Annotated in this window: 17 protein-coding genes; 8 read left to right on the forward strand and 9 right to left on the reverse strand. The window is 67.4% G+C overall.

Translation table 11 applies throughout. The features are described from left to right. The first annotated feature begins 80 nt into the window (after positions 1–80). Together CTR55_RS02885 and CTR55_RS02890 are read left to right on the forward strand one after the other, a co-directional pair. Positions 81–2,492: a TonB-dependent receptor gene (locus CTR55_RS02885; RefSeq protein WP_296284039.1), complete on the forward strand. Its 2,412-nt coding sequence runs from the start codon at positions 81–83 to the stop codon at positions 2,490–2,492. A 142-nt stretch (positions 2,493–2,634) separates the two neighbouring features. Continuing rightward, positions 2,635–3,294, forward strand: a complete 660-nt coding sequence (locus CTR55_RS02890; protein ID WP_296284040.1) for a DsbA family oxidoreductase — start codon at positions 2,635–2,637, stop codon at positions 3,292–3,294. Positions 3,295–3,319: 25 nt separating this feature from the next. On the opposite strand, the gene CTR55_RS02895 is transcribed toward CTR55_RS02890, so the two are convergent. Continuing rightward, complete coding sequence (locus CTR55_RS02895) at positions 3,320–4,207, reverse strand: LysR substrate-binding domain-containing protein (protein WP_296284041.1); 888 nt, start codon at positions 4,205–4,207, stop codon at positions 3,320–3,322. A gap of 617 nt (positions 4,208–4,824) precedes the next feature. Between CTR55_RS02895 and CTR55_RS02900 the strand changes: the two genes are divergently transcribed. After that, a complete protein-coding gene (locus tag CTR55_RS02900) occupies positions 4,825–6,294 on the forward strand; it encodes a sensor domain-containing diguanylate cyclase (protein WP_296284042.1) in 1,470 nt (489 codons plus the stop codon). 95 nt (positions 6,295–6,389) lie between these two features. Further along, positions 6,390–7,226 (forward strand): glutathione-dependent disulfide-bond oxidoreductase, encoded by an 837-nt coding sequence (yghU, locus tag CTR55_RS02905; protein ID WP_296284043.1) that lies wholly within the window; start codon positions 6,390–6,392, stop codon positions 7,224–7,226. 175 nt (positions 7,227–7,401) lie between these two features. On the opposite strand, the gene CTR55_RS02910 is transcribed toward yghU, so the two are convergent. From CTR55_RS02910 to CTR55_RS02945, 8 genes are all read right to left on the reverse strand, one after another. Further along, entirely contained in the window at positions 7,402–8,004 is a 603-nt protein-coding gene (locus tag CTR55_RS02910; protein ID WP_296284044.1) for a hypothetical protein, read from the reverse strand. Between the two features lie 137 nt (positions 8,005–8,141). Beyond that, a complete protein-coding gene (locus tag CTR55_RS02915) occupies positions 8,142–8,393 on the reverse strand; it encodes a hypothetical protein (RefSeq protein WP_296284045.1) in 252 nt (83 codons plus the stop codon). 159 nt (positions 8,394–8,552) lie between these two features. Beyond that, positions 8,553–9,005 carry a universal stress protein gene (locus CTR55_RS02920; protein WP_296284046.1) on the reverse strand — a complete coding sequence of 151 codons (453 nt, stop codon included), beginning with the start codon at positions 9,003–9,005 and terminating at the stop codon, positions 8,553–8,555. Between the two features lie 145 nt (positions 9,006–9,150). Then, positions 9,151–10,737 (reverse strand): mechanosensitive ion channel domain-containing protein, encoded by a 1,587-nt coding sequence (locus CTR55_RS02925; RefSeq protein WP_296284088.1) that lies wholly within the window; start codon positions 10,735–10,737, stop codon positions 9,151–9,153. 156 nt (positions 10,738–10,893) lie between these two features. After that, positions 10,894–11,937: an AraC family transcriptional regulator gene (locus CTR55_RS02930; RefSeq protein ID WP_296284047.1), complete on the reverse strand. Its 1,044-nt coding sequence runs from the start codon at positions 11,935–11,937 to the stop codon at positions 10,894–10,896. 208 nt (positions 11,938–12,145) lie between these two features. Continuing rightward, on the reverse strand, positions 12,146–13,423 hold the full coding sequence (locus CTR55_RS02935) for a DSD1 family PLP-dependent enzyme (protein WP_296284048.1): 1,278 nt from the start codon (positions 13,421–13,423) through the stop codon (positions 12,146–12,148). Between the two features lie 16 nt (positions 13,424–13,439). Beyond that, positions 13,440–14,834, reverse strand: coding sequence for a D-arabinono-1,4-lactone oxidase (locus tag CTR55_RS02940; protein ID WP_296284049.1), 1,395 nt, complete (start codon positions 14,832–14,834; stop codon positions 13,440–13,442). Between the two features lie 14 nt (positions 14,835–14,848). Beyond that, positions 14,849–15,217, reverse strand: coding sequence for a c-type cytochrome (locus CTR55_RS02945; RefSeq protein ID WP_296284050.1), 369 nt, complete (start codon positions 15,215–15,217; stop codon positions 14,849–14,851). Positions 15,218–15,607: 390 nt separating this feature from the next. Here CTR55_RS02945 and CTR55_RS02950 point away from each other — a divergent pair, with 390 nt between their 5' ends. Genes CTR55_RS02950 through CTR55_RS02965 form a run of 4 tightly spaced genes read left to right on the forward strand, consistent with a single transcriptional unit; the run spans position 15,608 to position 20,752 of the window. After that, a complete protein-coding gene (locus CTR55_RS02950; RefSeq protein WP_296284051.1) occupies positions 15,608–16,090 on the forward strand; it encodes a formate dehydrogenase subunit gamma in 483 nt (160 codons plus the stop codon). Next, positions 16,084–17,643, forward strand: coding sequence for an NADH-quinone oxidoreductase subunit NuoF (locus CTR55_RS02955; protein WP_296284052.1), 1,560 nt, complete (start codon positions 16,084–16,086; stop codon positions 17,641–17,643). The genes CTR55_RS02950 and CTR55_RS02955 overlap by 7 nt, the downstream gene beginning before the upstream one ends. Beyond that, positions 17,640–20,537: a formate dehydrogenase subunit alpha gene (gene fdhF, locus CTR55_RS02960; RefSeq protein ID WP_296284053.1), complete on the forward strand. Its 2,898-nt coding sequence runs from the start codon at positions 17,640–17,642 to the stop codon at positions 20,535–20,537. Before CTR55_RS02955 ends, fdhF begins: the two co-directional genes overlap by 4 nt. After that, positions 20,534–20,752, forward strand: coding sequence for a formate dehydrogenase subunit delta (locus CTR55_RS02965; protein ID WP_296284054.1), 219 nt, complete (start codon positions 20,534–20,536; stop codon positions 20,750–20,752). Before fdhF ends, CTR55_RS02965 begins: the two co-directional genes overlap by 4 nt. Positions 20,753–20,757 lie beyond the last annotated feature (5 nt).

The following is a 20,757-nucleotide window of genomic DNA, read 5'->3' on the forward strand; positions in this document are numbered from 1 at the left end:
TTTTCGCCCATCCCTGACACCTTTTTCGACTTCGCCCGGTGAAGAGGAAGACACCCTCTATTTGCCGACAGGAACACTCCATGCTCCTCCGCTCCCGCCTTCGCCCGCACTCCCTTGCCCTGGCCGTCGGCCTGGCCCTGACCGGCGGCGTCGTGCTGCCCGGCCTGGCTACCGAAGCCGCCAGCCAGCAGCGCCAGTACGACATCGCTCCCGGTCCGCTGGGCGAGGTGCTGGCGCGCTTCGCCGCCCAGGCTGGCGTGCCGCTGGCGTTCGAGGCGCAGGCGCTGAACCGTCAGCAGAGCGCGGGCCTCAAAGGCAGCTTCGCGCCCGAGCAGGGCCTGGAGCAGTTGCTCGACGGCAGCGGCTACCGGCTGGTGCGCAAGAGCAGCGGCTACGGTGTGGAAGCCGCGCCGGACGACAACGGTGCGCTGGAGATGGACGCCACCACCGTCAGCGGCACCGTGCAGCAGCCCGGTGAACTGCCGCCCGCCTACGCCGGCGGCCAGGTCGCCCGTGGCGCGCAGTTAGGCATGCTGGGCAACCAGGACATCCAGGACGTGCCCTTCAGCTTCGCCAGCTACACCGCCAAGACCATTCAGGACCAGCAGGCGCAGACCGTCGGCGACGTGCTGCTCAACGACGCCTCGGTGCGCCAGGGCAACGGCTACGGCAACTTCTCGCAGATCTTCGTCATCCGCGGTCTGCCGCTGAGCACTGACGACGTTTCGCTCAACGGCCTGTACGGCGTCACCCCGCGGCAGATCATCGGCACCGAGTCGCTGGAGCGCGTCGAGTTGTTCAAGGGCCCCAACGCCTTCATCAACGGCGTCACGCCCAGCGGCAGCGGCATCGGCGGCGCGGTCAACCTGCAGACCAAGCGCGCCGAGGACACGCCCACCCGCAGCGTGACCCTGGGTTATGGCAGCGACAACCAGATCGGCGAACACCTCGACCTCGGCCAGCGCTTCGGCGAGGACAACCGCTTCGGCGCGCGGGTCAACCTGGCCCAGCGCGAGGGCGAGACCGGTGTCGACGACGAGAACCAGCGTTACAAGCTGGCCACCATCCACCTCGACTACCGTGGCGAGCGCCTGCGCCTGAACACCGACTTCGGCTACCAGAAGCAGCGCATCAACCAGGGCCGCCCGGTGGTCTACGTCGGCAGCGGCGTCACCAGCGTCCCCCACGCCCCGGACGCCGAGCACAACTACGGCCAGTCCTGGAGCTACTCGCAGCTCGAAGACACGTTCGGCATGTTCCGCGCCGAGTACGACCTGAACGACAACTGGACGGCCTACCTCTCCGGTGGCGCCAAGCACACCCGCGAGAACGGCGCCTACTCGGCCCTGACCCTCAACGACAACAGCGGCAACGCGGGCGGCGGCATGATGGACGCCACCCACGACGAGGACAACAAGAGCGCCATGGCCGGCCTCAACGGCCACTTCGCCACCGGCCCCGTCAGCCACCAGATGAACCTCAGCGTCGCCGGCATCTGGGCCGAGCAGCGCAGCGCCTACACCATGACCACCAAGCGCTACCCGACTGACCTCTACCACCCGGCGCAGACGCCCAAACCCGCGCCGACCCTGGCCGGAGGCGACTACAGCGACCCCGGTATCGTCGGCAAGACGCTGAACAAGAGCGTGGCCGCCGCCGATACCCTCGGCTTCCTCGATGACCGCGTGCTGCTGACCGTTGGCGTGCGCCGCCAGAGCATCGGCACCGACGGCTGGAACTACGTCGGCAAGCGCACCGCCAGTTACGACGAATCCATCACCACGCCGGTCTACGGCCTGGTGGTGAAGCCCACCGAGTACCTGTCGCTCTATGCCAACCGCATCGAAGGCCTGGCCGCCGGCCCGACCGCGCCCAGCAGCGCTTCGAACTTCGGCGAAGTCTTCGCGCCGAACCGCTCCAAGCAGGTGGAAGTGGGCGCCAAGCTGGACTTCGGCAGCTACGGCGGCAACCTGGCCTTCTACCGCATCGAACAGCCGTTCAGCACCACCGACCCGGACTCGAAGCTCTTCAGCGTCGATGGCGAGCAGGAGAACCGTGGCATCGAGCTGAACCTCTTCGGCGAGCCGGTCGACGGCCTGCGCCTGCTGGCCGGCGGCACCTGGATCGACACCGAGCTGAAGAACACCGCCGGCGGCAAGACCGACGGCAACCGCGCCGTGGGCGTGCCGACCTTCCAGTACAACCTGGGCGCCGACTGGGACGTCCCCGGCCTCCAGGGCGCTGCCATCAACGGCCGCGTGCTGCGCACCGGCGGCCAGTACCTGGATGCGGCCAACGACCTGAGCATCCCCGCCTGGACCCGCTTCGACCTCGGCGCCCGCTACGCCTTCAAGGTGGACGAGCGCGACGTGACGCTGCGCGCCAACCTGGAGAACGTCGCCAACACGTCCTACTGGGCCTCCACCGTCGGCGGCTACCTGACCCAGGGCGACCCGCGCACCCTGAAGCTGTCGATGACCGTCGATTTCTGATTTCCCCATCGCGACAGGGACGTCGCCCCCCCTATCGAAGGCCGGCCCGCATGGCGAAATCCGGCCCGGCCGTCTCGCCACTGGATTGCAACGGCCATCCGGGTCCATGCTGGAGGCTCGCCCATTTGCCGGAGTTCGCCCCATGAGCGACGCCATCACCCTCGATTTCGTCTCCGACGTGGTCTGCCCCTGGTGCGCCATCGGCCTCAACGGCCTGCTGGCAGCCATCCGCCGGGTGGACGGCGAACTGACCGTGGAACTGCGCATCAAGCCCTTCGAGCTGAATGCCGACATGCCCGCCGAAGGGGAAGACCTGGTGGAGCACCTGCAGCGCAAGTATGGCAGTAGCGCCGAGGACATCGCCCGCAACCAGGAGAACCTGCGCGCCAGAGGCGAGGAAGTCGGCGTACATTTCGACCTGAAGAAGCGCAGCCGCATCTACAACACCTTCGATGCCCACCGCCTGCTGCACTGGGCGGGGGAATCGCACCGCGACATCGCCCTGAAGCAGGCACTGCTGCACGCCTACTTCGGCGAGGGGCGCGACCCGAGCGACCCGGAAGTGCTGCTGGACGTGGCCGTCAGCGTCGGCCTGGACGCCGTGCGGGCGCGGGAGATCCTCGACAGCGACGCCTACGCCGACGAGGTGGTGGCCGAGGAGGACTTCTACACCAGCCATGGCATCCGCGCGGTGCCGGCGGTGATCCTCAACGGCCGCCAGCTGATCTCCGGGGCACAGAGCACCGACTACTACGAGCAGGCGCTGCGCCAGGTGGCGCGCAAGGCGCCGTTGCCGGAGTGATGGCCGCTCCTACGAAGCGCCGGTATCACATGTCATTGAGCTGATCGGTCATCCACGCGATGAAGTGCGCCACCGCCGGCTTCTCCAGCCGCAGGCGCTCGCAGACCAGCGCGTACTGCCCCAGCGAGGTGATCTGCGCGGCGAAGGGGCGCACCAGCCGGCCACTGGCCAGGTCCTCGGCGCTGGTGAGGTTGTCGCCGATGGCCACGCCCTGCCCGCGCACCGCCGCCTCCATGGTCAACCCGGCGTGGCCGAGGTAGACGTGGCGGCCGGGGCGGATATCGCTGGCGTGGGTGGTCAGCCAGGCGGTCCAGGACTTGCCATCCTGGTCGTCGTGCAGCAGGCAGTGGCGCGCCAGGTCGCGCGGGTGCTTGAGCGGTGACTGGTTGAACAGGCCGGGGCTGCATACCGGGAAGAACTGCAGGGTCGGCAGCGGCCGCACGAAGTAGCTGCTGGCGTCCACCGGGCCGGTGCCGTAGGTGATCGCCAGGTCCATCTCGGCGGCGGGCCCCGGTGCCTCCAGCGGCTGTTCGTGCAAATGCAGGACGATCTCCGGGTAACGCTCGGCGAAGTCCGCCAGCCGCCCGACCAGCCACTTCTGTGCCAGCTCGACCGTCACCGCGATATGCAGCTGCGCCTGGGAGCCGGGGTCGCGCAGTTCATCGCACGCCGTGCCAATCAACTCGAAGGCCTGCTGCAGGCTGCGCAGCAACCTGCGCGCCTGGGCCGTGGGCTGCACCTGACGGCCCTGGCGCTCGAACAGTGCGACTCCCAGCTGTTCTTCCAACTGGCGAATCTGGTGGCTGACCGCGCTGTCGGTGACGCACAGCTCAGCGGCAGCGCGGCCGAAATGCGCGTGACGGGCAGCGGACTCAAAAGTGCGCAGGGCGGTGAGCGATGGCAGGCGGCGCATGGGCGGTGTGTCTTTTGGCGAATAGGCGGCCGGCATGCTGAACGAGGCATCGCGCCCAGCGCAAGGTGCACGCCAACCGCGAGTCGAAAACCACCCTGCTCCGGGCAAGGCTCATCTCGCGGGAGCCACGATTCGGCCAGGGTAGCCCCATCGCCACGAGCCCGCTAAGCCACCCGCAGCCGCAGACGGAGCGGCTGCGGCCCACGCTGCTTCATGCTGACTGCGCTCGCTACCTATCGAGGAGCGCACGTTCACCAAACCTTAATATCGCGCCGCTAGGCTGAACTCAGTCACCAAAGGTGCGTGACCCATGAATGCTGCCTGTTTCAGGCAGCATTTTTTTTGCCCTGCCGCAGCGTGGGACTGTTCAAGGGCCGACCCGCCATTTCCTTCTTTGCAGGGCCTGCACACGAATCGCGGACACATCGGCCAGGCGCCCCGGCCCGTTCCGGGGTTTCTGAGCGGCCCCCAACCCTCTCTCCCATCGGGGTGAGGGCAGTGTCCCCCGGCACAAACCTTCCATTTCACGCCGGACAACCCAGCGGATTGCTGCTATATGCCTTGAGGCACGCGCACCTGCGCGACCGCCTCAACTTGCGCCTTCGTCTGGATACCGCATGCCGATCCGCCGTTCGACTACCGTCCTCCTCGCCAGCCTGGGCCTGACCAGCGCCATCAGCGCCCTGTCGCTGTGGGCCATCCTGGAAATGCGCCACGATGCCCTCGAGGTCGCCAGCACCAACGGCCATAACATCGCCCTGCTGGTGCAGCGCGATATCCAGCGCAACCTCGACCTCTACGCCATGACCCTGGAAGCGGTGGTCCACGCCCACGCGCAGCCCGAGGTGCGCGCGCTGTCCGCCGATGTGCGCGACTCGCTGCTCAAGGATTACACCGCGCCAACGCGCGGCATGGGCTCGGTCTTCATCGCCAACGCCGAGGGCGTGGCGACCTTCAGTTACGGCAAGGAAGTGCCCGCGCGCATCGACCTCTCCGGCCGTGAATATTTCCAGGCGCAGCGCGAGGCCGGTGGCCAGTCGATTTTCCTCAGCCATCCCTACCTGCCCTCCTCCAGCCACGCCGAGAGCAGCATCGCCCTGAGCCGACGCCTGGAACGCGCCGACGGCAGCTTCGCCGGCGTGGTGGCCGCCAACCTGGAACTGAGCTACTTCCGCCAGCTGTTCAGCGGGCTCGATCTCGGTGAAGGCGGCACGGTGAGCCTGCACATGCGCGACGGCACCCTGCTGGCGCATTGGCCGGAAACAGAGCCCGCCGCGCCCCTGAGCGGATCCTTCGAGCGCTACCGCAGCAGCGGCGCGGAGACCTTCTTCGACACCGGCAGCGATGGCGAACAGCGCTGGCACGACTTCCGCCCGGTGGTGGGCTATCCGCTGGTGTTCGGCGTCGCCCTGCCGTCCCGTGAGATCTATCAGGACTGGTACTGGCGCGCAGGGCTGATCGGCCTGCTGGGCATCTCCCTGATCGGCGCGGTCATCGGCCTCGCGCTGCTCGCCCTGCGCCAGATGCGCGAGCGCGACCGCCAGGAAGCCGAGCTGCGGCTGGCCGCCAGCACCGACCCGCTGACCGGCCTGAACAACCGCCGCGCCTTCGACCTGCGCGCCAGCCACGAGTGGTCGCGCTACCAGCGCAGCGGCGCGGCGCTGGCGGTAATGCTGATGGATATCGACAAGTTCAAGGCCTACAACGACCACTACGGCCACCCCGCCGGCGACGCCGCCCTGAAGACCGTGGCGCAAGTGATAGCCGAATGGACGCGGCGTCCGGCCGATTGCGCGGCGCGTTTCGGTGGCGAGGAATTCGTCGTGCTGCTGGGCGACAGCGGGGAAGCCGAGGCCCTGACGCTGGCCGAACACATCCGCGCCAGCCTGCAGGCCCTCGCCGTACCGCATGAGTACGGCCCGCTGGGTGTGCTCACCTTGAGCATCGGCGTCGCCAGTACTTCCCAGTTCAGCCCTGCCGACTGGGCGGAGTTGCTGCAGTCCGCCGACAGCGCGCTGTACCAGGCGAAGAACGGCGGGCGCAACCGCGTGGTGAGTTTTCGCCCCGAGGCAGTCGAAGCGCCCTAGGCCGGTTCAGCGCGGGCTCAGCACCTTCAGCTCGCACTCTCGGCAACCGTGCGGTTAGCATCCCTTGCATTCAACCCACAAGGTGAGAACACAAAATGGCGAACGAACCCTACACTCCCCCCCGCGTCTGGACCTGGGACAAGAGCAACGGCGGCGCCTTCGCCAGCATCAACCGCCCCATCGCCGGCCCGACCCACGACAAGCAGTTGCCACGCGGCAAGCACCCGCTGCAGCTGTATTCGCTGGCCACACCCAATGGCGTGAAGGTCACCATCCTGCTCGAGGAACTGCTGGAGCTGGGTGTAACCGAAGCCGAGTACGACGCCTGGCCGATCAGGATCAGCGACGGCGACCAGTTCGGCAGCGGCTTCGTCGAGATCAATCCGAATTCGAAGATTCCGGCCCTGCTGGACACCAGCGTCAAGCCCGAGCTGCGCATCTTCGAGTCCGGATCGATCCTGCTGCACCTGGCGGAAAAATTCGGTCACTTCCTGCCCAGGGGCCTGGCCAAGCGCACCGAGACCTTGAACTGGCTGTTCTGGCAGATGGGCAGCGCGCCCTTCCTCGGCGGCGGCTTCGGCCACTTCTACGCCTACGCGCCGGAGAAGTACGAGTACCCGATCAACCGCTACGCCATGGAGGTCAAGCGCCAACTCGACGTGCTCGACCGCCAGTTGGCCGAAAACCGTTACATCGCGGGCGACGAGTACAGCATCGCCGACATGGCGATCTGGCCCTGGTACGGCGCGCTGCTGAACAACCAGGTGTATGAGGCGGCCGAGTTCCTCGACGTCGAAAACTACACCCATGTGCGCCGCTGGACCGACGAAATCGCCGCGCGCCCGGCAGTTCAGCGTGGCCGGCGGGTCAACCGCACCTGGGGCGATGATGCATTGCCGGAGCGGCACAGCGCGGAGGATTTCAAGCGCTGACGCGCTGCCCCTGTAGAAGCTCGCTCGCGACCCCGCCCTGCGCCTGCGCCGGTTATCTTTCGCCGGCAGCTACGGCCACCACGGCGCGCCGCGCAACCTGATGATGAACGTGCGCTACGGCTTCTGAGCGTCGGGACGAGGACGGCATCCGGCGGGACGCCGTCCTCGCAGAGGTCTACTGCGGCTCGACGCTGACGGCAACAGCGGAGGTAACGCGCATCACCAGTTGCCGGCCGAGGTATTCGCCCTTCATGTCCACGTCCGGGCGGACCTTGACGGTGTGCTGGCTGCCGTCGGCGAATTGCAGGGTGGCCGTGCGCTTGGCGGTGTCCATGGATTTGATGGTGGCGGTGATTTCCACCGTGTCGGCGGCCAGCATGCCCGGCTTGTTGCCGGCCTGCGGCGCCACCAGCAGTGCGGCGGCACTGCTGCCACTCTCCTGACCCGGCTCGCGCAGGTAGACCACGCGCTGCAGGGTGACGATGGCCCGCACCCGGTCACCGACCTTGAGCTGGTCGAAGTTGCGCATCTCCGGCGGCGCCTGCAGGGTGCGACTGTTGCCCTGGTCGTCCCTGAGGGTGAAGGTTCGCTTGGCTTTGTCGATGGCGCTGACGCTGGCCTGCACTTCCTCCGTCTCGGTCATCGCACTGCCCGGCACCCCCTTGTCGACGGATTCGGTGCTGTCGTACTGGTAGCTCAGCTCATCGTCCTTCTGGCTCTGGCAGCCGACGAGCAGGCCGGCAGCCAGGGACAGGCAGATCCAACGGGACACGCTCATCGGGCCACTCCTTGGGTCAGGGTGTTTGCGGTGTGGTTTCGCGGTTGGGGGAAGACGAGTGCGCGCATGGCGTTCCTTCGTGGCAGCAATGGTTCACCGAGCGTAGCAGCTACCCGGCGGTACGGCGCAGCCGCGCTTCAGTACTTGATATCCCGCGCCCGCTCGCGCCCCTGCTGCTTGGTCTGGCGCTTGTCCTGCCGGCACTGGGCGTTGTACTGCTGGTCGGCGGCGCGGCAATCCTGCTTGGTCTGGCGAGCGTCCTGGCGGGTTTCCTGGCGCACGTCCCGCGCCTGGCGACGCTGGCTGCCCTGTTCGGTGGCCCAGGTGCTACCGACCGACACGACGAGGAAAGCCGCCACCAGTAGTGCTGTGAACAGGGAACGGCTCATGGCGTAACCTCCTGCCGCGCAGGGATAGGGATTATCCAGTACAGCCGATTTCCCACGAGCTTGCCGGTGATGGAAAGGAGTTGGCTGTGTGGCTCGACGAAAGGCAACTCCGACTGCGACGGCGGGCACCTTCAGCGCGCCGCCGTCCATTGCACAGGCTTATTGATCGCGCACCAGCAGCACCGGGCGCTTGCTCGATTGCAGCACCCCTTCAGCCACGCTGCCCAGCATCAGGCGGTGTACGCCACGGCGGCTGTGGGTGCCCATGACGATGGCGTCAGCCTTGACCGCATCAGCCTCGATCTCGATACGGTCGGCGACCTCTTCACCGGTGGTTTCCATGCTGATCCGCTGGTAGCTGGCCGGCACGGCGTACTCGGCCACCACTTCACGCGCCTTGTTCAGGATGTCGTCGGCAGCTTTGAGCGCGGCGGCGTGCAGCGCTTCGGCGTCGTAGTACTTGGCGTAGTAAGGCAGGTGCCCCAAGGGGCGGTCGACGATGGTGATCACATGCAGTTCACCGCCGCTCATGCGGACCAGCCTGGCGCCTTCGGCCAGGGCTCGGAAGGAAACGGGGCTGCCGTCCACGGCGGCCAGTACGTGCTCGTACATGATTTGCTCCTCGTTGAATGGGCAACCCCACCTTAACCGCCCGAACCGCCAACGCCCTTGTGCCGTGTCAATGGATTCACGGCGTGCCGGGGAACCAGCGGTAGCAGGGGCAACCGAAGGAGCATCTCGAGTTCAGCGCGACGCCCTAGACGCCATCGTCAGGTGCCGTTGGAGGCCGCGCCGGGGCGCTGTACCACTGTTCCGGCGGGACAAGTTTTTCCTGCCGCGGATCGCCCAGGTAATGCGGCGACATGATCTGCACCCCGTACTCGTTGAACACATCCTGGATGTTGGCGTGCAGCAGGCTCAGCAACTCGGCCCGTGGACGTGGCTCGCTGGGGATGGCCTGTGCCACCAGTCGATACTCCGGGTAGAAGTCCGACAGCGCCGTCTGGAATACCCTCGGCGCAGGCGTCTGCAGAATGCCATCGGTGCGCCGGGCGGCCTCGATCAACATGGCTTCCACCTGGCGCCAGGGCGTGTCGTAACCGATGGTGACCACGGTATCGACGATATAGCCACTGCCCTGGACCGCCCGCGAATAGTTGCGGGTGACCGAGCCTGCAATCATCGAATTGGGCAGCGTCAGCACTTCGCCCAGCCCCGTGCGGATAGTGGTGTTGAACATGCCGACCTCGGTCACCGTGCCCTCGTGTTCACCGATGCGGACGAACTCGCCGGCGCGCAGCGTGCGCGAATAGGTCAGGATCAGACCGGCAGCGGCCTGCCCCACGACACTCGAAGCGCCCAGCGAGATCATCAGGCCCACCAGCACCGACAAGCCCTTGAACGCCTCGGTGCCGGAGCCCGGCAGATAGGGATAGGCCATGACGACGGCAAATAGCCATATCGCCAGCGAGGTCAATCGCGTGGTGGGCTGCAGCGTTTCCTCGGTCAGCCAGCCGATGGCGCCGGGGCGGGACAGACGCTGCAGCATGCGCTGGCTGAAGCCGCTGATCCCCCGCGCAATGAAGAAGATCGCCAGCGCCACGGCCAGGCCGGGAATGGCGCCGACGATGCCACTGAGCAGGTAGTCGAGCAACTGCAGCAGGTGGACGTCGAGGCTCTCTCCCCAAGGCCGCGTGTAAGGGAATTGCGAGAGCACATAGCTCAGCCACTTGTAGCCCAGCAACAGCACCAGCGCCCAGTAGAGCAGCGACAGCAGGCGGTCGGCCAGGTAGTAGAGGTACTGCATGTCGAACAGCGGAAAATGCCCGACCCGGATCTGCCGCGCGCGCTCGCGCATCAACTGCGGCAGACGGCTGCGCAACTTGCGCCGCAGGTAATGCGCCGCTTTGAGCAGCGTGGCATAGACCAGGGTCGCCAGCACCGAGAAACCCAGCGCGACCAGCAGGAAGCGCACGCTGCGCGCCTGCCCGGTTTCCTCGACGACCGTCCGCAGGTTCGCCGCCGCCTGTTCCGCGGCCTCTCGTACCGAAGCTTCGGGCGGATCGACATCCAGCGGCGAGACGAAGAAGGCACGTCGCCCGCCCAGCAGCACCAGGTAGCTGTGCAGGATGGGATCGATGCTGACCTGGAGGTCTTCGGTCCCCTGCAGCGCTTCCTCGATCACCGTCCGCGCACGCTTCTCTCGCGCTGCGGGGGTCTCGCCCAGCAACGTGGCGTGGAACACGATGATGCTGCGATTGGCGATCTTCAGCTCGACCGGAGCGGCTGCGACGCCTTCAGTGGCATCCAGCTGCGCGGCGGGTGCCGCCGTTTCCCCGGCCATGCCCAGCGTGACGAACAGCCCAAAGAGACTCGCACCGATCCAGCGCCTCATCCCGCGACTCCTTACGTGCATGGCCGACCCTACGTGAGATAACTCCGTCAAGCGTAGCCAGCTTCAGACGCCTGGGTGGCCGGCCAACAGAAGGAATGGCGCGCATCATTGCGCCGAGGCCGTCGCCTCGTCACGGCAGGCGGAGGGGCTCTGCCCGGTCCAGCGCTTGAAGGCCCGGCGGAAGCCGCGCACGTCGCTGTAACCGAGGGCCTCGGCAATCCGCTCGATGGGCATCTCGGGGTTGTTCAGCAGGCTCATAGCGCGGGCGTGGCGCACCTGCTCCTGCAGCGCATCGAAGGTCATGTCGTGCTCGCTGAGGCGGCGACGCAGCGTGCGGCTGCTCATGTTGAGCTCGCCCGCCACCTTGTCGATCGGGCTGCCTTGCGCCAGGTCGCGGGCGATGGCGCGCTCCACCGTCTCCAGCAGGCCGGTCTTCTGCTGCACCTGGGCGGACTCCGTTTCCAGCAGGCTGAGCGCCTGGCGCAGGGCGACGGGATGGTGACTGGGCAGTTGCACGTCCAGCCAGTGGCTGGCGATGGCCACGCGGTTGTGCAGGCAGCCGAAGCGCAGGTTCGGCCCGAGCAGGCGCCGGTACTCGGCCTCGTAGCCCGGCGCGGCATGGGTGAACTCGAAGCGCCGCGGCTGGAACTGCGGGCCGATCAGCGCGCGGTTGTAGACCAGCAGGCTGGCGAAGAACTCCTCCACGGCGAACACCTGGATGTCGGCATAGGGCAGCCGGCATTCGACTTCGATGAAGCTCTCTTCGGGCCCCTCGATCAGGTTGCACAGCGCAATGCCGCCGGTGGTGTGCTGGAAGCGCCGACCGAGCTCGAAGGCGTCGCGCAGTGTCTTGCACAGGGACAGTACGTGGCCGAGCAGGCCGAGGGTGCCCAGCACGTTGCGGTGCCCGACCCACAGGCCCAGGCCGCGCTCGGGCAAGGCCGCCAGGGCGCGCTGGATCATCGCCACCGTCTGCCGGTAGGTAATGCGCTGGGCCGGGTCCTGCAACTCCTCGGCGGTGAAGCCGAGCCCACGGCACAGGCGTTCGGCGCTCACGCCCTGGTCGCTGGCGACCTCGGCCAGGGTCTGCAACAGGAAGGGCGACACCAGGGCCAGGTCGAATTGCGCATCGATGCTTGTGCTGGGCATGCAGGCTGCTCTCGAACAGGGGCGCCGGCAGTTCTTGTTATGTGGCCGGCGCGCGATGGCGGCATCATAACGCGATCACAGGCTGATCAAGAGCGGGGGTAACAGAATATTACAGAGCCTCCCCTTCAATTCCCCGGCGGCAAGACAGGCCGAGAACGAAAAACCCCAGGCCATCGACCTGGGGTTCTCCGTCACACCAACTCGCCGCTCAGCTGTACACCGGCCACTGCTCGACGATGCGCCCGCCGCGCACCGCCAGCAGGTCACCGAACTGCAGCAGGATCGACTCGGACTGGGTCGGCCGCAGGAACATCTGGTCGTCCACCTTCAGGCCGACGGCGCTGGAGCCGTTGACCATTTCCTGGTTGGAGCTGCGCCCGTACAGGTTGTTGAACTGCAAGCCCTTGGGCGATTCCGGCTCGGCCATCCAGTTGCCGCCGTAGACGAAGAAGGTCTCGCGCTGGTTCGTGTCCCACCAGGAGAACAGCGCGGACTTGTCGTCCAGCGCCGGAACCCGCACGGCGCCGGTGCTCTTGATCACCGGGGTGGCGATGAAGGCGGCGGGCTGGTGCTCCACCAGCGACGGCAGGTCGTAGTGGGTCGGCTTGACCAGCGCCGAGCCCACCGACACCTCGGTGCTGGTGCGTTCCTTCTCGTGCATCTTGTAGCTCGGGCTGCCGGCGGTGTTCAGCGTCAGACCCGACTTCCACAGCGTGGGGTGCTGGCTGCGGGCGTAGTCGACGAAGCCGTCGTAGAGGGTCATGACCTTGGCGAAGAGTTCCTCCGAGGAGCCGAGCACTTCGGGTACGCCCATGCCGACGAAGGGGTCGTAGCCCATGAAGCCGGCGAACTCCAGGTGCTGCGGGTTGGCGCCGATGATCGTGAGCATCTTGCCCAGGGTCGCATGGTCGGCCACGCCGCCACGGTGCAGGCCGACGTCCAGTTCGATGTTGATCCGCAGCCGCGTGTTACGCCCCTGCGCCAGCGCCAGGTACTGCTGCAGGCGCTCGGGGGTATCCAGCAGCCATTGCAGCTGGGTGGTCGGGTCGAAGGGGCCGCGCAGGTTCTCGTAGAACTGCTGCGCCGAGCCCACCGGCAGCGGCTTGCCCAGCAACAGGTCGGCGTCGGGGAAACGCTCTGCGTCGTGATTGAGGAACGGCTGGTGGAACGACATCATCCGCCGGGTGCCGGCGCGCTTGGCGATGTAGTCGAGCAGTTGCGGTGACGGCAGTGACTTCTCCACCACGCGCAGGTGCTTGCCGGTACGCGCAACCGATTGCATCACCACGTCGACGTTGTGGTCCAGGCGGTCGAGGTCGATCAGCATCACCGGGCGCATCGGCCCGTGCTCGCGCAGTTCGCGGTTGAGCCGGGCGAAGTAGTCGTCGTACGGCGCGCCGTGGTCGCTCGGTCGCAGCCAGGCGCCGGCACCGGCGAGCAGCACGCCCGCCCCCGCTGCGCCGACGATGAAATTGCGTCGTTTCATGGGTTATTCTTCCTTGTCAGGCCACGCCGAGGATCGATTGCAGGTGGGCATTGAGGAACTTGCCCTGCGGGTCGAGGGCCTGGCGCACCTCGGTGAATTCCTTCCAGCGCGGATACAGCGGTTGCAGCGTGCGCGCGTTGAGCGTGTGCAGCTTGCCCCAGTGCGGCCGGCCGGCGTACTTCCAGAAGATCGGCTCGACCGCGGCGAAGAAGTTGTGGTGGTCCATGCTGTAGTGCTGGTGCACGGAGATGGAGCAGCTGTCGCGGCCTTCGAACATGCTCAGGGGAATGTCGTCGGCCTTCACGTAGCGGTACTCGATGGGGAACCAGGTGCGCAGGTCCTTGTCGTTGATCAGCTTGAGAATCTCGCGCAGGCAGGCCGGGCCGTGCTCGGCCGGCACCGAATACTCCATCTCGTTGAAGCGCACATTACGCACGTTGGCGAAGATGTCGTAGGAGTCGCCGACCCGGTCATCGAAGCTGGCAACGTGGCGCAGGCTGTTGAGCAGGAAGCGCCGCGCGGCGGGGAAGTCGCTGCCGTACTTGTCGAGGCCCTCGATGATGCTGACGTACCCGTTGCCGCCCTCCTCGGCCGGGTCCAGCGGCGGCGTGGCCGGGTCCTCGGTCTCGTTCAGGGCGATGGACAGCGCGTAGTCGGAATGGGTGAGCACCTGCATTTCCCAGTGCTGGTTCTCGCGGGTGTTCTTTTCCACATCCTCCAGCAGCTCTTCGGTCCTGGCGATCCACTGGCGCTCGCGCAGGCGATAGGCCGCGCGGTTCTGCAGGCGCACGCGGGTGGCTACGCCGAAGGCACCGAGGGACACCCGCGCGGCATTGAATACATCGGGGTGACGCTGGGCGTCGCAGTCCAGCACCTCGCCACTGGCCGTGACCAGTTGCAGGCCGGTGACGGTGGAGGAATAGGAGCCGAAACCGACGCCGGTGCCATGGGTGGAAGTGGAGATGGCCCCGGCCAGGGTCTGGTAGTCGATGTCCGACATGTTCGGCAATGCCTGGCCAATCTCCTTCAGCGCGGCGCCCATGAGCGACATCGGCGTACCGGCGGCGAATTCCGCCTGCAGCGTGGCGGCGTCGTGGTCGAGCAGGCCGTTGAAGTAGGCCAGCGAGACCAGCGTGCCGTCGGTGGGCACCAGGGCACTGAAGGAGTGTGCCGAGCCCACGGGGCGCACCTTGCCCTGGGCCTGGCGGATGACCTGCACCAGTTCGTCGAGGCTCTGCGGCGCCAGGCGCGCCAGCGGCAGGCAGCTCTGCCCGCCGGACCAGTTGCGCCAGGGGATCAGCCGCGGCGCACGGGCCAGCTCGGCCGCCAGCGGGCTGGTGGACAGCGCCGCGAACGCGCCGGCGATGCCGGCGTTCTGCAACAGTTGACGGCGGGTGAGATGAATGGGCATCGGATCGGCTCCCTCTATTGGACCGGTTGGCCGGACATGAAGGCAATCAGCGCGAGGAACTGGTCCTCCGAGCACTGCATGCACAGGCCCATCGGCGGCATGCCCTTGTAGCCGTTGATGCTGTGGTCCAGCAGGCTGTCGCTGCCCTGAGCGACCCGCGGCTGCCAGGCTTTCGTATCGCCGCTCTGCGGTGCACCGGAAGCCGGGTTGGCGTGGCACAGCTTGCAACTGCTGTCGTAGACCTTCGCCAGAGCGGGATCGCTGGGTGTCAGCGCGGCGGCATTGCCGGCAGCGGGCGGCGGCGCGTCGTCGCCACAGCCGCCGAGCAGGCCGACCAGGGCCAGCAAGGCAAGCGGCAGCCAGGGTGTTGCGGGTTTCGCCATGGTGCTCCCCTTTTATCGCTGCGCCGGGCAGGCGGCGCGGATTCTTGTTGTCATGGGTAGCAAGCAGGTTAAGTCGGGCGGCTGGCAGCCCTGAGGACTTTGCCGGCCAACAAGGGGGCTTTGGCCGGCCAGCGTGGCGACGCGCCTGCGCGGCACGCTGTCGGTTTCAGGATGCGGGGAGTCGTTCGAGTGCTATCCCTAATCCAGAGGGATGGCAATCTTTCCAACTGTCGAGGACCCGGCGCGCCCAGACGCCTGGCCCGATTGCACCCCCCACTCAAACAATGGCGCCCCGAAGAGCCACGCAGCCCGTGACGTGGCCGGTACGCCGCAGCCGAAGGATTCCGCGTCGCTGCCCTTGGCAGCGTCCGCGATATCGAGGTGTGCTGTATGCCTGATGATTCGCTTCACCTGCCCCTGATCCACGACGTGCTGGAACGCCTGAAAGCCACACCCGGCGCGCTGCTACCGGTGCTCCACGGCATCCAGGACTGCGTCGGCTACATCCCGGATGACGCCGTCCCCGAAATCGCCCACGCCCTGAACCTCAGTGCCGCCGAAGTGCGCGGGGTGATCAGCTTCTACCACGACTTCCGTACTGCGCCCCCGGCCCGCCATACGCTGCGCCTGTGCCGGGCCGAGTCGTGCCAGAGCCGGGGCGCCGAGGCCCTCGCCGCGCAACTGCGCGAGCAGCTTGAACTGGACGACCACGGCACCAGCGCCGACGGCCGCATCGCCCTGCGCCCGGTTTACTGCCTGGGCGCCTGCGCCTGCTCGCCAGCGCTGGAGCTGGACGGCCGGGTGCACGCCCGCCTCACCCCCGATCGCCTGCGCGAGCTGGTCAACGGTTGCCGGGGGGATGCCGCATGCTGAAGCTGTTCATCCCCTGTGATTCGGTGGCCTGCGCGGTGGGCGCCGACGAGGTGACCGACGCCCTGGTCAGCGAGGCCGAGCGCCGCCAACTGCCGCTGGATATCCAGCGTACCAGCTCGCGTGGCCTCTACTGGCTGGAGCCGCTGCTGGAGCTGGAAAGCGATACCGGCCGGCAGGGCTTCGGCCCGCTCACGGTCGACGACGTGCCGGCCCTGCTCGACGCCCTCTGCGGCGACCCGGCCAGCCACCCACTGGCCCTCGGGCGGGTGGAAGAACTGCCCTACCTGAAGAGCCAGCAGCGCCTGCTGTTCGCCCGCGCCGGTATCACCCGGCCGCTGTCGCTGGATGACTACCGCGCCCACGGCGGCTTCGACGGGCTTGCCCGCGCCATCGGCATGGACGGCGCCGACGTCGTCGCCGCGGTGCTCGACTCCGGCCTGCGCGGCCGTGGCGGCGCGGCCTTCCCCGCCGGCATCAAGTGGCGCACCGTGCGCGACGCCCAGGCGGCGCAGAAGTACGTGGTGTGCAACGCCGACGAAGGCGATTCCGGCACCTTCGCCGACCGCATGCTGATGGAGGGCGACCCCTTCCTGCTGATCGAGGGCATGACCATCGCCGGCCTCGCTGTCGGCGCAACCATGGGCTACCTCTACGTGCGCTCGGAGTACCCGGACTCCATCGCCACCCTGAACCAGGCGCTGAAGCTTGCCCGCGACGCCGGCTACCTCGGTGAGGACGTGTGCGGCAGCGGCCGCGCCTTCGAGCTGGAAGTGCGGGTCGGCGCCGGCGCCTATATCTGCGGCGAGGAAACCGCCCTGCTGGATTCGCTCGAAGGCAAGCGCGGCGTGGTCCGCGCCAAGCCGCCATTGCCCGCGCTGCAAGGCCTGTTCGGCCTGCCGACGCTGGTGCACAACGTGCTCACTTTGGCCTCGGTGCCGATCATCCTGGCCAAAGGCGCGTCGTTCTACCGCGACTTCGGCATGGGTCGCTCGCTGGGCACCATGCCCTTCCAGCTGGCCGGCAACGTCCGCCACGGCGGGCTGGTGGAACGCGCCTTCGGCCTGACCCTGCGCGAGCTGGTGGAAGGCTACGGCGGCGGCACCGCCAGTGGCCGCCCGCTGAAGGCCGCGCAGGTCGGCGGCCCGCTGGGCGCCTGGGTGCCACCGTCGCAGTTCGATACCCCGCTGGATTACGAGGCCTTCGCCGCCGTCGGCGCCATGCTCGGCCACGGCGGCGTGGTGGTCGCCGACGACAGCCTGGACATGGCGCGCATGGCCCGCTTTGCCCTGCAGTTCTGCGCCGAGGAATCCTGCGGCAAGTGCACGCCCTGCCGTATCGGCTCAACCCGTGGCGTGGAGGTGGTGGACCGGCTGATCGCCGCCACCGACCTCGGCGCCCGCGAGGAACAGGCGCGGCTGCTCAGCGACCTCTGCGACACCCTTCAATACGGCTCGCTCTGCGCCCTTGGCGGGATGACCGCCTTCCCTGTGGCCAGCGCCCTCAAGCACTTCCCCGCCGACTTTGGTCTGGCGACTTCGGAGGCCGACCAGTGATCAACTACTTCGATCCCTCCTCGACTGGCAACACCAGCGACATCGACTTCGGCACGCCCGCGCGCGACAGCGACGTGCAGGTCAGCCTGCGCATCGACGGCCGCGAGATCAGCGTCCCCGCCGGCACCTCGGTGATGCGCGCCGCCGCCCTGCTGGGCACGACGATTCCCAAGCTCTGCGCCACCGACAGCCTGGAGGCCTTCGGCTCGTGCCGCATGTGCCTGGTGGAAATCGACGGCATGCGCGGCTACCCGGCTTCCTGCACCACGCCGGTGAGCGAAGGCATGGTGGTGCGCACGCAGACGTCGAAGCTGGCGGACCTGCGGCGCAACGTGATGGAGCTGTACATCTCCGACCACCCCCTGGACTGCCTGACCTGCTCGGCCAACGGCAATTGCGAGCTGCAAACCGTGGCCGGCCAGGTCGGCCTGCGCGAGGTGCGCTACGGCTATGACGGCGCCAACCACCTGCAGGACCAGAAAGACGTCTCCAACCCCTACTTCGACTACGACCCGAGCAAGTGCATCGTCTGCAACCGCTGCGTGCGCGCCTGCGAGGAAACCCAGGGCACCTTCGCCCTGACCATCGAAGGGCGCGGCTTCGAGTCCCGCGTGGCGGCGGCCGGCGGTGAGAACTTCCTCGACTCCGAATGCGTCTCCTGCGGCGCCTGCGTGCAGGCCTGCCCCACCGCCACGCTGATGGAAAAGAGCGTGGTCGAGATCGGCCAGCCGGAGCGCGCCGTCATCACCACCTGCGCCTACTGCGGCGTGGGCTGCTCCTTCCGCGCGGAGATGAAGGGCGACCAACTGGTGCGCATGGTCCCGGACAAGAACGGCCAGGCCAACCACGGCCACTCCTGCGTCAAGGGCCGCTTCGCCTGGGGCTACGCCACGCACCCGGACCGCATCACCAAGCCGATGATCCGCAAGCACATCAGCGACCCCTGGCAGGAGGTCAGCTGGGACGAAGCGGTCACTTATGCCGCCAGCGAACTGCGGCGCATCCAGCAGAAATACGGGCGCGACTCCATCGGCGGCATCACCTCCAGCCGCTGCACCAACGAAGAGACCTACCTGGTGCAGAAGCTGGTGCGCGCGGCGTTTGGCAACAACAACGTCGATACTTGTGCGCGGGTCTGCCACTCGCCTACCGGCTACGGCCTCAAGCAGACCCTGGGCGAATCCGCCGGCACCCAGAGCTTCGACTCGGTGATGCAGTCCGACGTAGTACTGGTGATGGGCGCCAACCCCACCGACGCGCACCCGGTATTCGGCTCGCAGCTCAAGCGCCGCCTGCGCCAGGGCGCGCAGTTGATCGTCATCGACCCCCGGCGTATTGACCTGGTCGACTCGCCCCACGCCCGCGCCGAGCTGCATCTGCAACTGCGCCCCGGCACCAACGTCGCCATGCTCAACGCCCTGGCCCACGTCATCGTCACTGAAGGCCTGGTCAAGCAGGACTTCGTCGATGCTCGCTGCGAGGCCGCCGACTTCGCCCGCTGGCGCGATTTCGTCAGCCTGCCGGAGAACGCCCCGGAAGTGCTCGGCCCGGTGTGCGGCGTACCCGCCGAGGAAATCCGCGCCGCCGCCCGCCTCTACGCCACCGGCGGCAACGCGGCGATCTACTACGGCCTGGGCGTCACCGAGCACAGCCAGGGCAGCACCGCGGTGATGGGCATCGCCAACCTCGCCATGGCCACCGGTAACGTCGGCCGCGAGGGCGTCGGGGTCAACCCGTTGCGCGGGCAGAACAACGTGCAGGGCTCGTGCGACATGGGCTCCTTCCCCCACGAACTGCCCGGCTACCGGCACATTTCCAACGAAAGCGTGCGCAGCCAGTTCGAACAGGCCTGGGGCGTGACCCTGCAGCCCGACCCCGGCCTGCGCATCCCCAACATGTTCGAGGCGGCGCTGGGTGGCAGCTTCAAGGCCCTGTACTGCCAGGGCGAAGACATCGCCCAGAGCGACCCCAACACCCAGCACGTCACCGCTGCGCTATCGGCCATGGAGTGCGTGGTGGTGCAGGACATCTTCCTCAACGAAACCGCCAAGTTCGCCCACGTGTTCCTGCCGGGCAGCTCCTTCCTCGAGAAGGACGGCACCTTCACCAACGCCGAGCGGCGAATCTCCCGCGTGCGCAAAGTGATGGAACCGCTGGGCGGCAAGGCCGACTGGGAAGGCACCGTGGCCCTGGCCAACGCCCTGGGCTACCCGATGGACTACACGCATCCTTCGCAGATCATGGACGAGATTGCCCGCCTGACACCGACCTTCACCCGCGTCAGCTACGCCGAACTGGACCGCCACGGCAGCCTGCAATGGCCGTGCAACGACGCCGCACCCGACGGCACGCCGACCATGCACATCGAGCAGTTCGTGCGCGGCAAGGGGCGCTTCATGCTCACCGGCTACGTGCCCACCGAGGAGAAGGTCAACGCCCGTTACCCGCTGCTGCTCACCACCGGGCGCATCCTCAGCCAGTACAACGTCGGTGCGCAGACCCGGCGTACCGACAACGTCGCCTGGCACGAGGAAGACCGCCTGGAAATCCATGCCAGCGACGCCGAAAGCCGTGGCATCAGCGACGGCGACTGGGTTGGCATCGGCAGCCGTGCCGGTCACACGGTGTTGCGCGCCAAGGTCAGCGAGCGCGTGGCGCCAGGGGTGGTCTACACGACCTTCCACTTCCCCGAATCAGGCGCCAACGTGATCACCACCGACAACTCCGACTGGGCCACCAACTGCCCGGAATACAAGGTCACGGCGGTGGAGGTGGTGCGCGTCTACGAGCCATCGGAGTGGCAGAAGCGCTTCCAGAGCTTCAGTGACGAACAGCGGCGCCTGCTCAAGGAACGTCGCCGCGAGAAAGCCGAGAAAGCCGAGGTCCGTCGATGAGCATCGAGAACCTGATCAAGATGGCCAACCAGATCGGCCAGTACTTCGCCAGCGAGCCGGACCGCGAGCTGGCGGTGCGCGGCGTGCAGCAGCACCTGAAGAACTTCTGGACGCCGGCCATGCGCCGCGACCTGAAGGCCTGGCAGGAGCAACACCAGGGCGCCGAGCTGCATGCCCTGGTGCAGGCGGCACTGACGGAAACGGCGCAAGCCTAGCCGCC

This window comes from Pseudomonas sp. (genome assembly GCF_002796985.1).
GTDB lineage: Bacteria > Pseudomonadota > Gammaproteobacteria > Pseudomonadales > Pseudomonadaceae > Pseudomonas.

Excerpts from the sequence above, each read along its gene's own strand:
- CTR55_RS02885 (WP_296284039.1), top strand. The coding sequence starts at position 81 with ATGCTCCTCCGCTCCCGCCTTCGCCCGCACTCCCTTGCCCTGGCCGTC.
- CTR55_RS02890 (WP_296284040.1), top strand. The coding sequence starts at position 2,635 with ATGAGCGACGCCATCACCCTCGATTTCGTCTCCGACGTGGTCTGCCCC.
- CTR55_RS02895 (WP_296284041.1), bottom strand. The coding sequence starts at position 4,207 with ATGCGCCGCCTGCCATCGCTCACCGCCCTGCGCACTTTTGAGTCCGCT.
- CTR55_RS02900 (WP_296284042.1), top strand. The coding sequence starts at position 4,825 with ATGCCGATCCGCCGTTCGACTACCGTCCTCCTCGCCAGCCTGGGCCTG.
- yghU (WP_296284043.1), top strand. The coding sequence starts at position 6,390 with ATGGCGAACGAACCCTACACTCCCCCCCGCGTCTGGACCTGGGACAAG.
- CTR55_RS02910 (WP_296284044.1), bottom strand. The coding sequence starts at position 8,004 with ATGAGCGTGTCCCGTTGGATCTGCCTGTCCCTGGCTGCCGGCCTGCTC.
- CTR55_RS02915 (WP_296284045.1), bottom strand. The coding sequence starts at position 8,393 with ATGAGCCGTTCCCTGTTCACAGCACTACTGGTGGCGGCTTTCCTCGTC.
- CTR55_RS02920 (WP_296284046.1), bottom strand. The coding sequence starts at position 9,005 with ATGTACGAGCACGTACTGGCCGCCGTGGACGGCAGCCCCGTTTCCTTC.
- CTR55_RS02925 (WP_296284088.1), bottom strand. The coding sequence starts at position 10,737 with ATGGCCGGGGAAACGGCGGCACCCGCCGCGCAGCTGGATGCCACTGAA.
- CTR55_RS02930 (WP_296284047.1), bottom strand. The coding sequence starts at position 11,937 with ATGCCCAGCACAAGCATCGATGCGCAATTCGACCTGGCCCTGGTGTCG.
- CTR55_RS02935 (WP_296284048.1), bottom strand. The coding sequence starts at position 13,423 with ATGAAACGACGCAATTTCATCGTCGGCGCAGCGGGGGCGGGCGTGCTG.
- CTR55_RS02940 (WP_296284049.1), bottom strand. The coding sequence starts at position 14,834 with ATGCCCATTCATCTCACCCGCCGTCAACTGTTGCAGAACGCCGGCATC.
- CTR55_RS02945 (WP_296284050.1), bottom strand. The coding sequence starts at position 15,217 with ATGGCGAAACCCGCAACACCCTGGCTGCCGCTTGCCTTGCTGGCCCTG.
- CTR55_RS02950 (WP_296284051.1), top strand. The coding sequence starts at position 15,608 with ATGCCTGATGATTCGCTTCACCTGCCCCTGATCCACGACGTGCTGGAA.
- CTR55_RS02955 (WP_296284052.1), top strand. The coding sequence starts at position 16,084 with ATGCTGAAGCTGTTCATCCCCTGTGATTCGGTGGCCTGCGCGGTGGGC.
- CTR55_RS02965 (WP_296284054.1), top strand. The coding sequence starts at position 20,534 with ATGAGCATCGAGAACCTGATCAAGATGGCCAACCAGATCGGCCAGTAC.